The sequence below is a fragment of the Oleiphilus sp. HI0066 genome (assembly GCF_001635725.1).
The window spans coordinates 1-12,816 of the sequence record NZ_LWFH01001300.1; the positions used below are offsets into that span (position 1 = coordinate 1).

A 12,816-nucleotide genomic window follows, 5' to 3' on the forward strand; every position below is an offset into this window, starting at 1 on the left:
CCAGTGTAGATTAGTTGCAATAATAGTAGGTCTGGCTATTTTGATAAGGTTCTGACCCTGCTTTCGTTGTGTTTTTTATCAGGACACAGAGCATGATAGCCAACTAGCTATTTCAGGATAATCTAGAGTCACGCTACAATCTGGAATCATAATTCTAGAGACGCTTTGATGAAAACCTTTATTCTTCGTGCTCGTGCAGCTCCTACCGATGCTAATAAATTTTTGGCGGGCGTTGGAAAAGATGCCCACACAGAAATTCTCGCCCATACTTTAATGAATGCAATGTTCGTTGCCAAGTCTCACCGCCATGATGTTGTTGTGCATTTGGTGCTTGAAAGTACGCAGGATTTTTCTCGGACTGTTACATTTACCTCATCTGAACTGAGTAACATTGGCGGATTTCACGAAGCTGCATTACTCGACAAAATTGCTAAGGCTTTAAAGATGTCTGCTGGTATGGAGAAAGAGAGGTTCAAGCAGGTAGAAGCAGGTATTTCCGTTCAAACCATGAGTTTTGAAAAATTAATCAAAGAGCTCGCTAAGACTAATGAGCTATATATGATGGATGTTAAGGGAAATTCGATACGTACGATGGACTTCAAAGAAAATCCTTGTTTCATTTTGACGGACCACATTCCGATGCCCAAGAAGAGCTTTAATAGTTTGAAGCGCCTAGGTACAGAGAAGATTAATGTCGGCCCTAAAATGCTTTTTGCCTCGCAATGTGTGGTGTTGATACATAATGAACTAGATCGTCTCTAGATAAGGGTTCTAAATACAATATTGACGGATATATTCGTTTAGAATGATGTCATTCTGAGAGATGTCATGATGATCGAAACTTGGTATTGAAATCAGTTAGTACATCACTAACTTTGATCACGTACATGTTTTTCATGCGTCTTTTCAATGGCAATCGATGCTATATTTTCTAATAAATCGCCCAATTTTAATAGTTAGGCAGCGAGTTAATTTCTTTGTAGTGCCATCATTGTTGGGATTTAAGTTATCTTATTTTTTCAGTCCTAACGCCTCGTTGGAGTTACTTCGTCATTATTTTTTTAGCTTTTATTGTTTGATTTTTATACTACTCTACAATTCAAGAAGTAATAACGATAAAAAGGAAGAAGGATGTCAATAGAGAAAGTTGCAGTAAGTCGGAAGCAAATCGGCGGTGAAGTACCGATGGTGGTCTCTGAGATTATCGAAGATGTGCTTTACACGGGATTGTTTGGGTCGATAGACTCAGCAAGAATGGCTCAGATCACTGATCTCACAACTCAAAAATGTAATGAGCTTCAATCAAAAATAGTAATCGTCGATTTAATGAATGTTGATGCGATTGATTCGGCTGTGTCCGCGCATCTGATAAGTCTTAGTAAGGTACTCACTTTAGTTGGTGTAGACCTCATCTTTTGTGGCATTAATGGCTCGCTTGCTAGAACTATGGTTGCCGCCGAGGTTCAATTTGTCGGTTTGAAAATTGTTCGCGACCTTAAGGAGGCAGTTTCTCAGGCACATGCTTTAACAGGCTATCAAGTTGTCAAAATAAGCTAGCTGTGAACGATAAATTGAATGCATCAGGCCTGGTTAGTTATTGCCTGGATATTTTAATTCCTTCCGATGCATACGCGGTAGCAAAATGTTCAAGAGAGATGGCCTCAGCAATAGGGTTTTCTCGGTACGAAGTTGGCATGATATCAATTGCTGTTGCGGAAATTGCCACTAATGTTATTCGATATGCCCTACCGGGAAAAGCATCAATACGCACGATATGTGCGGGAAAAGGAATTGAAATTACCATAGAGGATGCAGGGACTGGTATTCCAGATATCGATGCAGCAATGGTTGACGGTTTTTCAACGCACAGTGAGCCAAGTATTGGTAAGGGTTTGGGCGCTGCAGCTCGGAGTGTCGAGGAGTTTATATTTAATAAGAGTGACCTGACCGGCACCTCCATTACGCTTAGACATTTTTTGAAACCTGTGCTTGATGATACCGAAGTCTCGGTAAAATCTTTCCCTGCGGTGAACGCTTTTTTCAATCATGATCAATACATAATTAAGCCCTTTCATGCAGAAAATCTGCTGGTAGCTTTGTCAGACTTTAGAGAATTTGGTGCCCAATCTTCGTCTTATGCGTCAATATTTAAGACGGTTGTTGAAAGTAATTACATGGATTCGCTTGATACTCTGCTACAAAAATGTCAGCTTGCACTCAGGGAAAACAACGGGAAGTATTTATCGCAAACGTTGTTGATGAAAGTATTTCCTGACCGGTTTGAAGTGATTAGATGCGGAAATATTGGGCTTTATGTTGGCTCTGAGGTTATCCAAAGGAAGCCGATTGATCCAAGCCTTTTTTTATTGAACGGTGAGGTGGTTACCAATGGTTCGCTGGTTGAGGTCTTTCCAAGACGAACTGAAACTACGGTTCTAATACATTCCGATGGCATTAGTTTACCCAATATTTTGAACATGGAACGTAATACATCACTTGATCAACAAACGAGATCTCTTTTTGATTTGTCTGCTCTTGATGATGATGATGCGACACTGCTAGTGGTTCGAGGGAAATATGCATGCTAATTTAAATCAAACATCTACGTTAAGGCAGCAATTGTCAAGCATTGTTGGCGCGGTGCCGTTTGGAATTATTGTTATTTCACACCAAAAAGAGATCGAAATTATCAATGCGAGAGCATTGGAGTTCTTGGGTCTTGAAGATGCGCTTCCTTCAAATTTTGTGGATGAAAGCTATCAAATTTTAAAGGCAAGTATTCCTGAGGTCGTAGATAAATTTGAAAAACTAATTTTGTCACGGAAAAGGCGGCATTTTTCGCATCCATGCAGTAGTCCGCTGAATGACTTAGAATTGTTTATAACTTGCAAAAGTATGTTACACGGTACGCTCCTTATCATTGAGGATCGAACTGAAAAGAAGGCATTGATGCATCAAAATTCCCATGATCATCTTACGCAAGTATTAAATCGACAGACTTTCGAGAGACGCGTTGATACTGTTCTGCAAAGCTCGCTTGAGAGCACTAAGACTAGTGTGGTCGTGTTTATCGACTTAGATCGGTTTAAGCTAGTCAACGATTTGGCTGGCCATTCAGCAGGCGATGAAATACTTAAACAAGTATCTACGATTATTTTAAGTTGTGTCAGAAATAGAGACTCGGTCGCACGAATAGGTGGCGATGAATTTGCATTGTTACTCGAAGATTGTTCACTTAGCAAAGCACAAGACATTGTTAATCTTATTCTAAAAAAAGTAGAAAAGATTAATTTAGTTCACCTAGGCCGAGCATTAAGTGTGAGCTTATCGGCTGGCATCGCTCCAATTGATAAGGCACTTTATTCTGATGTCAGCCAACTTATTAACGGCGCCGACGCGGCGTGCCGTTATGCAAAAGGCGATAATGAAAATCGTATTCATGTCATGGATTCATCAAAAAGTGAGTATGCCTTATTCATGCAAGATAGGAATTTGCTAAGTATTTTAGATGAGGCTATTGCGAACGATCATTTTTTTCTGATGTTTCAGAGAATCAGCCCTGTAAACGACAGCAATAATCGATGCCATTACGAAGCGCTCCTGCGCCTTCAATCGGAGGATGGTGAGAACATTCCTCCCGGTTTATTTATACCAGTGGCTGAGCGTTCAAAGCTAATGCCGAAAATAGATCGCTGGGTAATCGATCGGGTCTTTTCGCAACTTACACCAAATATGCATGTGGCAATTAACTTGTCAGGGCAGTCAATTTCCGATCGGAAGTTGGGTGATTTTATTTTGTCCCTTGCCCACAAATATACCGTTAAACCTGAGCAAATTACGTTTGAGATAACAGAAACTGCTGCTATTGAAAATATTGAGAAAACTCAAGAGTTCATTGCCATGTTACGATGCGAAGGGTATGCCTTTGCTCTGGATGATTTTGGAACGGGGCTCTCATCTTATCAGTATCTAAAGAATCTGCCGATTGACTACATTAAAATTGATGGCATGTTTGTGAAAGAAATCGATGAAGATGAGTTCTCCTATGCAATGATCAAATCAATTAACAGTTTCGCACATACCATTGGTTTGAAGACTATCGCAGAGTTTGTTACTAGTGCACCTATTCATGAAAAATTAAAAGAAATTGGTGTCGATTTTGCGCAAGGCTTTTATTTACACAAACCCCAAATATTGGAACAAATAATAAAAAACACAGAATTGGATGTTCCCCCTGAAGATAATGTTGTTCTGGAGCTAAAGGGTAGTGTCCGTTGCGCCCCAGTTTGAGTTTTTTTAGGTGAGAGCTCCGGCTTCATAGTATGTCGGATAAAATTTTAATATGCCCTCATTTCTCTGAGTCACTTCTTGCGTTTTAAAAACTTTGATTTAGCACTGGATGGTTTTGTCTCTATGCATAGAACAAAATAATTGGCGCTGTCTTAATTATAGAATTTACAAACCTGACTATATCTAGTGATGCAATTGCTTATCAACTTAGTTATACATTTATTATTTCTAAGAGATAACATTCCTTATGATTCCCTTATATAAACAAACTGGAGATATAGATTTGAACTTATATAGGGCGGTAGAGAGCATGGTTTTGGTATTAAGTCTTCCTAAGTCTATGCTCTAACTTTCTTAACAAACCGTATAGCCTGCGAGCGCCGATTTGCTAGGAAAGCACAGGGTGCTTCGTTAATATGCTGCGGGTAATATAAATACTAATAAACAAATATGTAGAGCCTTATGTCTGATAGCCGACGTCACCCAAGAATCCCGATGAAAGCGCGAGTTAAAATCTCTCATGAGAGCTTTGGAGAGGTTGTCGCCTCAACCAAAGATATCTCTGATGGAGGGGTTTTCCTACTCACGGATAATTCTGATATGCCTGCCATTGGTACTGTGATTCAAGGGCAAGTTCAAGGCTTAACAGGTGATGCCCCGATTCTGAATATGGAAATCATGCGCAGAACAGAAGAGGGCATTGGCTTACGTTTTATTTTGGATTGATCGCCGAATTCACTTCTTAACTTTTTACATAATTGCATGGAGGTTGCGATGCGAGCGCATATTGCATTTATCTCTGCGACAGCAATGGTCGCTTCATTAGGTTTTTCCCATATTTCTCACGCCCAAGAAAATGTTCGCGCGAATTACAACGAGCCAACCAGAGGCTTTTATATCGAGCATGGAACGGTTGCAGATCATCGTGAGGCGTCTATCGAATTGCACTCAGGATCAGACAATATCAATGCGGGTGGTGGCGTTCGATTAGGTTTGCCAGGAGCAGAATTGATTCTGAATAGCGGCCTAAATAGCTATGACGAAAACCAAGTAATGTTGAAATATGCAATGCCTGACTTAACGCTCGATGAGAGTGGAGCGCATCCATTTAGATGGAGTGTGATCGGTGCGTTTTCGCATACTGATTTAGAGAATGAGCAAGGCCAGACAGTGCTCGATCAATCTAATTTAAAACTTGGCGCAGCCTTCACTGTTGATGCTGATGCGGGAACATTTACCATTGCTCCACGTTTTGTATATGCAGATGGTGATCAGAAAGACGATAACTTTTTGGAGCTAGATGTCGGTGCATATGTTGGCATTATTGATACGCAAGCGGGGTTGTTTTCTGCAGGTGTTGAAGCCTTAATGACAACCGCGGATAACACCGATAATACTTATACTTTAGGTGTGCGTTGGGCTTACGATCAGAAGTTGAATGTTGATATTGTCCCTGTGGTTTATAGTAATGACGAACTGTTTGGCGTACCGGGCTTAGTTCGTGTGAACTATCAGCTTTAAAATGAGATTTCATCAAAAAAGGCAGCCAGTTGGCTGCCTTTTTTGCATCTGAGCGTTTGATCAGTAATTAGTGCGCTACATCCCAGCTGTCGCCAATTCCCGCTTCGACAATCAGTGGCACGTCAAGATTTGCTGCGCCCATCATGAGCTCACTGAGTAAGCTTGCAATCTCTTCGACTTGATCTTCTCGTACTTCGACAATGAGTTCATCGTGTACCTGCATGATCATCTTCGCATCAAGCTCACTAGAGGCTAGTGCGGTTTCAACATCTAACATTGCGCGTTTGATGATATCTGCAGCGGTTCCTTGCATAGGTGCGTTGATCGCGGTTCGCTCGGCTGCTTGTTGCATCATTTTATTACGCGCGTTGATATCAGGAAGATACAAACGGCGACCAAACACGGTCTCAACATAGCCATCATCATGTGCTTGCTTGCGAATACGATCCATGTAATCGAGCACGCCTGGATAACGCTCAAAATAACGATCAATATAATCTTGAGCTTCGTAACGCTCTACCTTGATCTGCTTAGCTAGACCAAAGGCAGACATTCCGTATATCAAGCCAAAATTGATGGCTTTTGCCTTGCGTCGTTGATCACTAGTGACCTCTTCGAGCGCTACTTCAAATACTTCTGCCGCAGTTGCCTTGTGAACATCAGCACCGTGAGCGAAAGCATCTAACAAACCTTTGTCTTGAGAGAGGTGGGCCATGATGCGCAGTTCAATCTGAGAGTAGTCGGCTGCAATGAGCTTATAGCCTTGCTCTGCAACAAATGCTTGCCTAATACGGCGTCCTTCAGCGGTACGAATCGGTATGTTCTGAAGATTTGGGTCGCTTGATGATAAGCGTCCGGTGGCCGTAACTGCTTGGTGGTAAGACGTATGAATGCGCCCAGTGCTAGCATTGATCAGTTGCGGAAGTTTGTCCGTGTATGTGGATTTGAGCTTCGCAAGGCTGCGGTGCTCTAAAATCAGTTTTGGAAGAGGGTAATCGAGAGCGAGCTCTTGTAAGACCGGCTCTGCCGTCGATGGTTGGCCCTTCGGCGTTTTTTTGATGATCGGCAATTCAAGCTTTTCAAAGAAGATGGCTTGTAATTGCTTGGGAGAAGCCAAGTTGAATTCTTCTCCAGCAAGCTCATAGGCTTCTTTCTCAAGCTCGCTAATGCGTTGTTCTAACTCTTGGCTTTGTTGTGCAAGCTTGTGCGCATCGACCTTTGCTCCGCGACGTTCGATGTTAGAAAGCACGCGAACAAGTGGCTTATCAATTTCTTGGTAGACAGACAGTAAACCTTTTTCTTCTGATAATTGCGGGAACAAAGCTTCGTGAAGTTGCAAAGTGATGTCAGCATCTTCGGCTGCGTAAGGCCCAGCTTTCTCTATATCAATCTGATTAAAGGTAAGCTGCTTCGCGCCTTTTCCCGCGATATCTTCATAGTGAATAGTGGTTCGATTTAGATATTTTTCTGCCAAGGTATCCATATCATGGCGCGAGCCGGTCGAGTTCAATACATAAGACTCAACCATGGTATCGTGCTCAATACCTTCGAGTGTGATGCCATGATTCAACAGCACATTGCGGTCATACTTTAGATTTTGACCAAGCTTTAAAACAGCTGGATCTTCAAGTAAGGGTTTCAAGCTTGCGAGTACTGCATCTTGATCTAATTGTTGCGGTGCGCCGAGATAATCATGTCCAAACGGAACGTAAGCGGCCTTTCCGGCTTCGCAGCTAAATGAAACGCCAACAACGCGTGCTTGCATGTAATCAAGGCTGGTTGTTTCGGTATCGAATGCAAAATATGGTGCAGCCTTTAAGCGTGCAAGCCAATCATCGAACTGTGCTTGCTCAAGCACAATGTCGTATTCTTTTTTTACCTCGACGGCTGGCGCCTTGTTTTCTGAATCAGATCCTTCAGAGGGGGTACCCGTTGCGTCGAGAGCGTTTAGAAGAGATTTGAATTCAAACTCGGTATATAACTCACGCAATGCATCTAGGTTTGGTGACTCTTGCGTAATATCACCTAGATTTTGCTCGAGTTCGATATCGCATTTAATGGTCGCAAGTTCATAAGAAAGTGGCAGCAGTTCTAAGGCATTACGGAGATTCTCTCCAATTTTTCCGCCCACGCTATCTGCGTTTTCCATCACGCCTTTTAAGCTTTCATATTGCCCCAACCATTTCACGGCAGTTTTTGGACCACATTTTGGAACACCAGGAATGTTATCAACCGTGTCGCCGACGAGCGCTAAGTAATCGATAATTTGATTTGGTTTAACACCAAATTTTTCGACGACGCCTTCCTCATTCATATAGGTGTTGGTCATTGTATTCATCAGCGTGACATGCGGCGTGACAAGTTGCGCCATGTCTTTATCGCCGGTCGATACAACCACATCATGCTGCGTGTCTGTAGCTTGTTTTGCTAATGTGCCAATGACGTCGTCAGCTTCAACGCCCGGAATAACGAGTAGCGGTAATCCCATAGCCTGAATAATGTCGTGAATCGGCTGAATTTGGGAACGTAAGTCGTCCGGCATTGGGGGACGATTGGCTTTGTAGTCCTCATACATTTCATGACGAAAGTTTTTTCCTTTGGCATCAAAGACAACAATGATCTTAGAGTCAGGATAATCGCTTTGCAGACGCTTCATCATATTGATGACACCTTTGATTGCGCCTGTGGGTTGTCCTTTTGAGTTGTTGAGCGGAGGAAGCGCGTGATACGCGCGGAATAAATAAGATGAACCGTCAACGAGAACGGTAGGTGCCGATGTTGTCATGAAATTGGTCTGAATAAGTCGTTGGGAAAGTTTGCTATAGTAAGGAAAAACGTGCCAAGCTTAAACCTCAATTCCATCTACACTTTGAGTTAATTTCCTCTCGAGAACTTATTATGCAAACCCTATTAAAATTCTGTGCAGTCGCTGCAATTATGTTGGCTTCTTTTTCGGTTCCACATCTTAGTGCGGAAGACTTAGCGACTGGTGAGCAGCCTGATATCGTGATTCGAGAAGAAGAGGATAAAACGTTCTACGAGTATCGTGTAAATGGCATATTAAAAGAGATCAAAGTCGTGCCAAAAGTTGGCTCTGAGTATTACTTAGTTCCTGCCGATGGCGAGGGCTGGATTCGTGAAGAACGCTCACAAATGTTAGTGCCTAAATGGGTTCTTTTTGAATGGTAAGAGAATAATCTAAAACTTAGTATGATTATTCTAAACCTGCTTGTTACTCTGTCTTCAACTTAGGGAGTTGCTCGAAAAAACGAGACTGCCTTGTTATTACGAAATCTAGGGATGCTTAATAAGCGAGGAAAATATCATGGCGAATATCAAAAACTACCAAGAACAAGCTCAAGAAGTTGTAGCAAAAGCAATCGACGCAGTTGAAGGTCAATACAAGGCTCTTGCTGGTGCGTCTTTCGGTTATGCTGAGAAGTACTACAACGTAGAAACCGTTAAGACTAAGCACGATGAGTACTTGGCAATCGCTTCTGACAAAGCGCGTGAAGTAAACAAAACTGTTGGTTCATTCGCAGCAGATTTGATTGCTAAGTTTGAAAAAGAAGCTCCAGTTGCTAAGAAACCAGCGGCTAAAAAGCCTGCTGCTAAGAAAGCACCTGCTAAGAAAGCGGCAGCGAAAAAAGCGCCTGCTAAGAAAGCAGAAGCTGCAGCTTAATCTGTAGTCAAAACGAAAAAGGAGGCCTAAGCCTCCTTTTTTTTGTGTCTGAATATTTCCTATCTGTCTATTTATCTTTCTAGCGAGCGCCGGCTTGCTGCGCGGATATACCTTCAAACGAAACGCGTGCGTTTACGTTTAGCTCAGAGAGGTACGCGTTTATAGCGTTTGCGCGCTCCTTCTCTAGGGAGCGATGCATTTGATTATGCACGTATTCGTTTTGAACATTCTTCCTCATTAGAACAAACACCTCGACGTTCTGATCCGAATTCCAATCGGCAAACAAATCTTGGAATGCTGTGCTTGCAGAGCGATTCAATGCACTCGCCCCTTCAGAGAATAGCAAAGCACTATCAATCACTACTTTGGGTGTTGGCGCATTTTTTTGTATTTCTACATAGTGGCTTAAGTTGTATGAGCTCGTCCGCTCAATTAATAGCTTTGATATATCGGGCGCCGGTGTTGCAAGCTGTTTACTTATAGACTGGTCGCTTACGGTTGGAGCAGCATGCGTGGCATCTTCATTTACCAAGCTTGATTTGATTGAGCTCAGGTAGATGATCAAGCAGACAACTAACGATAGCGCTGCAAGGTTTATGATGCTGTTGTCGCTGGTTTTAGTTCTAGCATGAAAGCTGAAACGTGCTGAATCGATCGCGATGCTCATGTTATTTTTTAGGAAGCTTTACGTGTTGGGAAAATAAAGCTTGAAGGCTTTTTAGCTACTTTGTTTGCCGGCTTGACAGGCCCTTTGATGTGATCGAGCCCGTTTGTCATGGCTTCAAGCACGGATCGAATTTGTGCCGGCGTTTGGCCTTGGCTAATCATCATGATGCCTTCAGCGTGAATATTTAAGGCGTCATGATGTATTTCCATTTGACGATACAAGCGTTCAATCAAAGGTTTGCAAACAAAGCCCTGTACACACAAAGCGAACGCTAATGTTGTTAGCGGCGCAAGAGCTAATTCAGCTCCTTGTAGAGACATGAATTGAAGCTGTCCGATGAGCGTCATGACTGCTACAAATATAGCAATAGTTAGTAAGTTTGTATTAAGAAGTTCCAACTTATTGATATGCTGCTTTCGAGCTTGAATGGCTGATTTTAGCTGCCATTGAAGGGTTTTTTGCAATTCGTCTTCTCCGTATTCCTCACGCACAGCGATGAGTCCTGTGCGCAATAAACTTGGCGACATATTGATGAGTTCGCGATCGATAAAATTGAATTGTTTGCGAAACCAAAGCTTAGAAAATGCCACGATTTGTATGAGTGCTTGTTGCTCGTCGGCTTCAAGTTCTGCGTGATCCTGACGCAGCTCGGTGTAAGCGGACTTCGCTTCTTTCCATGAAAGTGTTGCGATAATAAAGATCGAGCACAAAACAATAAAAATAAAGATGCTCAGTAGACTTAGCCACATGGTCGTTGCTCCAGTGATATGACAGCATTTTGACAAAAAGAAATATTTGTCAAAATAAAGCAAAAACTAAGCCTGTTTTATGCGAGTCGATTTCTTAAGGTTTCGAGACGACTTGGTGTACCAACATCTAGCCAGTACCCATCTAATGTTGATGCCTGCAGTTGATGAGATTGCGCTAGCTCTTTAAGCATTGGTCCCAAGGGCGCTTTTCCTTCAGGCAGATTTTTAAACATGCTTGGCCGGTATAGGCCAATACCGGAATAAGTATGTGATAGAGGCGCGATGAGCGTGGCGAGTATCTGTTTGCTGTTAGTGCTATCGATTCCGAAATCACCCTTAGTATTGTGCTCCGGGTTTTCGCACAGAAGGATGTGCGCTTTTATCTCTTTACCGATCTTGTTTTCTAATAAAGACGTGAGAGGCGCTTCTGTGTAGACATCACCATTGATCAGCAGAAATGGCGTATCGGCCTCTGAATTTAAAAAAGAGAGGGCGTTACGGATGCCTCCAGCCGTTTCTAGCAGTGAGGCTTCATTGAATAATTGAATATTGAGTTGGTTACGCCAAACCGCATCGATATGACTTTCTATTTTCTCTCCAAGCCAATGGGTGTTAATAGCGATGTCTTTAATCCCAAGAGCTTCTAGTCGTTCTAAGTGAAGATCAATCAGGGTCTTGTCGCCGACTTTCAATAAAGGTTTTGGGCAAGTGTCTGTAAGTGGGCGCATTCTGGAGCCAAGCCCTGCCGCAAGAATCATTGCTTTCATGACGCTGTATTTTCTTGTGATTGTGCTTCGACGAAGGTCAGCATAGGTTCCTTGATGTGTTCCTCGAGAAGTTCTCCAAAGGCATGTAAGTCTTCATATGAATTGCACGCTTCGACAATGTAGGAGAATGTTCTTGGGATGTCTTTGAGATAGCCATACTTGCCATCACGAAGAGCAAGTCGCGCAAAAATACCTGCCGCTTTCATATGGCGCTGAATACCCATCAAATCAAACTGCTTTTTGAAAAGCTCTGGGGCAATGTTTGTGAGTGTTGAATGAGTGCCTGCAAATTCTGTCATGAGCTGCTCGACTAAGTCTTGATCAAGCTTGATATAGCAGTCTTTCAAAAGTGAAACCAAATCGTATGTGGCTGGACCGAATACGGCGTCTTGGAAATCAATGATGCCCACTTGATCTCCTTGCATTATGATGTTTCGTGAGTGGTAGTCGCGATGCACCAAACATTGTGTCTGCTCTAACGCACTTTTTATCAAAAGGGCTTGGGCGTTTTTCAGAGTAGTAAGTTGTTCTGGAGTTAAGGCGATTGAAAGAGCTGAGTCGATGAGCCAGTCACTGAATAAATCTAATTCGCGCTGCAAAAGCGCTTCATCGTAACTTGGCAGTGTCTTGTTGTTTGGCAATGTTTGAATGCGTTGTAATTCATCGAGCGCCAATGAATAGATGCGGTGTTGCGTTGTTTTGTCTTGTTGTGCAACACATCCATAGAACTGTACGTCACCAAAATCTTCAAGTAACAGAAAGCCATTTTCTAAGTCTTGTGCAAATAATTCGGGAACTCGAATTCCTTGAGCGCGCCATTGCTGTGTAATTTGAATGAAAGCCGTGCAGTCTTCTTTTTCTGGAGGTGCGTCCATCACGATATAGCTTCTTTGCTCTGCAGCATGACTTGCGCGGAAATAACGCCGAAAACTGGCGTCCCCAGCAACGGGTGTCAGTTCGATGTCTTGAGCGTTTTGTGGAGATAGTTGTGTCTTTAGCCAGCTTTCAAGAAGCTGAATTCTTTGAGGCATGATTTGAATGTCCGAATCGAGCGTGTGATATTTATATTTTGCGCTATGTTTTGCTCATTCTGTAACGCTCAGGCCAAGCATCCTAATCAAAAAGTTAAATGACATCAAA

Annotated in this window: 13 protein-coding genes; 8 read left to right on the plus strand and 5 right to left on the minus strand. The window is 42.6% G+C overall.

What is annotated here, in order from left to right; all coding sequences use genetic code 11:
• Positions 1–168: 168 nt before the first annotated feature.
• From trmY to A3738_RS18865, 6 genes are all read left to right on the plus strand, one after another.
• Positions 169–762, plus strand: a complete 594-nt coding sequence (gene trmY / locus A3738_RS18840) for a tRNA (pseudouridine(54)-N(1))-methyltransferase TrmY (RefSeq protein WP_068501444.1) — start codon at positions 169–171, stop codon at positions 760–762.
• A gap of 369 nt (positions 763–1,131) precedes the next feature.
• A complete protein-coding gene (locus tag A3738_RS18845) occupies positions 1,132–1,557 on the plus strand; it encodes an STAS domain-containing protein (RefSeq protein ID WP_068480205.1) in 426 nt (141 codons plus the stop codon).
• Between the two features lie 2 nt (positions 1,558–1,559).
• On the plus strand, positions 1,560–2,588 hold the full coding sequence (locus A3738_RS18850; RefSeq protein ID WP_068501440.1) for an ATP-binding protein: 1,029 nt from the start codon (positions 1,560–1,562) through the stop codon (positions 2,586–2,588).
• Positions 2,578–4,290, plus strand: a complete 1,713-nt coding sequence (locus A3738_RS18855) for a bifunctional diguanylate cyclase/phosphodiesterase (RefSeq protein WP_068501437.1) — start codon at positions 2,578–2,580, stop codon at positions 4,288–4,290. The genes A3738_RS18850 and A3738_RS18855 overlap by 11 nt, the downstream gene beginning before the upstream one ends.
• A gap of 462 nt (positions 4,291–4,752) precedes the next feature.
• Positions 4,753–5,016 carry a PilZ domain-containing protein gene (locus A3738_RS18860; RefSeq protein ID WP_068501434.1) on the plus strand — a complete coding sequence of 88 codons (264 nt, stop codon included), beginning with the start codon at positions 4,753–4,755 and terminating at the stop codon, positions 5,014–5,016.
• 48 nt (positions 5,017–5,064) lie between these two features.
• Complete coding sequence (locus tag A3738_RS18865) at positions 5,065–5,811, plus strand: hypothetical protein (RefSeq protein WP_068501432.1); 747 nt, start codon at positions 5,065–5,067, stop codon at positions 5,809–5,811.
• A gap of 67 nt (positions 5,812–5,878) precedes the next feature.
• On the opposite strand, the gene polA is transcribed toward A3738_RS18865, so the two are convergent.
• Positions 5,879–8,596, minus strand: a complete 2,718-nt coding sequence (gene polA, locus A3738_RS18870) for a DNA polymerase I (protein WP_068501429.1) — start codon at positions 8,594–8,596, stop codon at positions 5,879–5,881.
• Positions 8,597–8,709: 113 nt separating this feature from the next.
• On the opposite strand from polA, the gene A3738_RS18875 reads away from it, so the two are divergent.
• Both A3738_RS18875 and A3738_RS31265 read left to right on the plus strand, forming a co-directional pair.
• Positions 8,710–9,000, plus strand: a complete 291-nt coding sequence (locus A3738_RS18875) for a DUF2782 domain-containing protein (RefSeq protein WP_068501427.1) — start codon at positions 8,710–8,712, stop codon at positions 8,998–9,000.
• A 136-nt stretch (positions 9,001–9,136) separates the two neighbouring features.
• Entirely contained in the window at positions 9,137–9,493 is a 357-nt protein-coding gene (locus A3738_RS31265) for a hypothetical protein (RefSeq protein WP_068480220.1), read from the plus strand.
• 79 nt (positions 9,494–9,572) lie between these two features.
• Here the strand turns inward: A3738_RS31265 and A3738_RS18885 are convergent, their stop codons facing one another.
• The 4 genes from A3738_RS18885 to A3738_RS18900 all read right to left on the minus strand — a co-directional run bounded on the left by A3738_RS18885 (position 9,573) and on the right by A3738_RS18900 (position 12,707).
• Positions 9,573–10,160: a hypothetical protein gene (locus A3738_RS18885; protein WP_068501424.1), complete on the minus strand. Its 588-nt coding sequence runs from the start codon at positions 10,158–10,160 to the stop codon at positions 9,573–9,575.
• Positions 10,161–10,168: 8 nt separating this feature from the next.
• The gene (locus A3738_RS18890; protein ID WP_068501421.1) at positions 10,169–10,909 is read right to left on the minus strand and encodes a hypothetical protein; all 741 of its coding nucleotides are present in this window, start codon (positions 10,907–10,909) and stop codon (positions 10,169–10,171) included.
• 77 nt (positions 10,910–10,986) lie between these two features.
• Positions 10,987–11,676, minus strand: a complete 690-nt coding sequence (locus A3738_RS18895) for a nucleotidyltransferase family protein (RefSeq protein WP_068501418.1) — start codon at positions 11,674–11,676, stop codon at positions 10,987–10,989.
• The gene (locus A3738_RS18900) at positions 11,673–12,707 is read right to left on the minus strand and encodes an aminoglycoside phosphotransferase family protein (RefSeq protein WP_068501415.1); all 1,035 of its coding nucleotides are present in this window, start codon (positions 12,705–12,707) and stop codon (positions 11,673–11,675) included. Before A3738_RS18900 ends, A3738_RS18895 begins: the two co-directional genes overlap by 4 nt.
• Positions 12,708–12,816 lie beyond the last annotated feature (109 nt).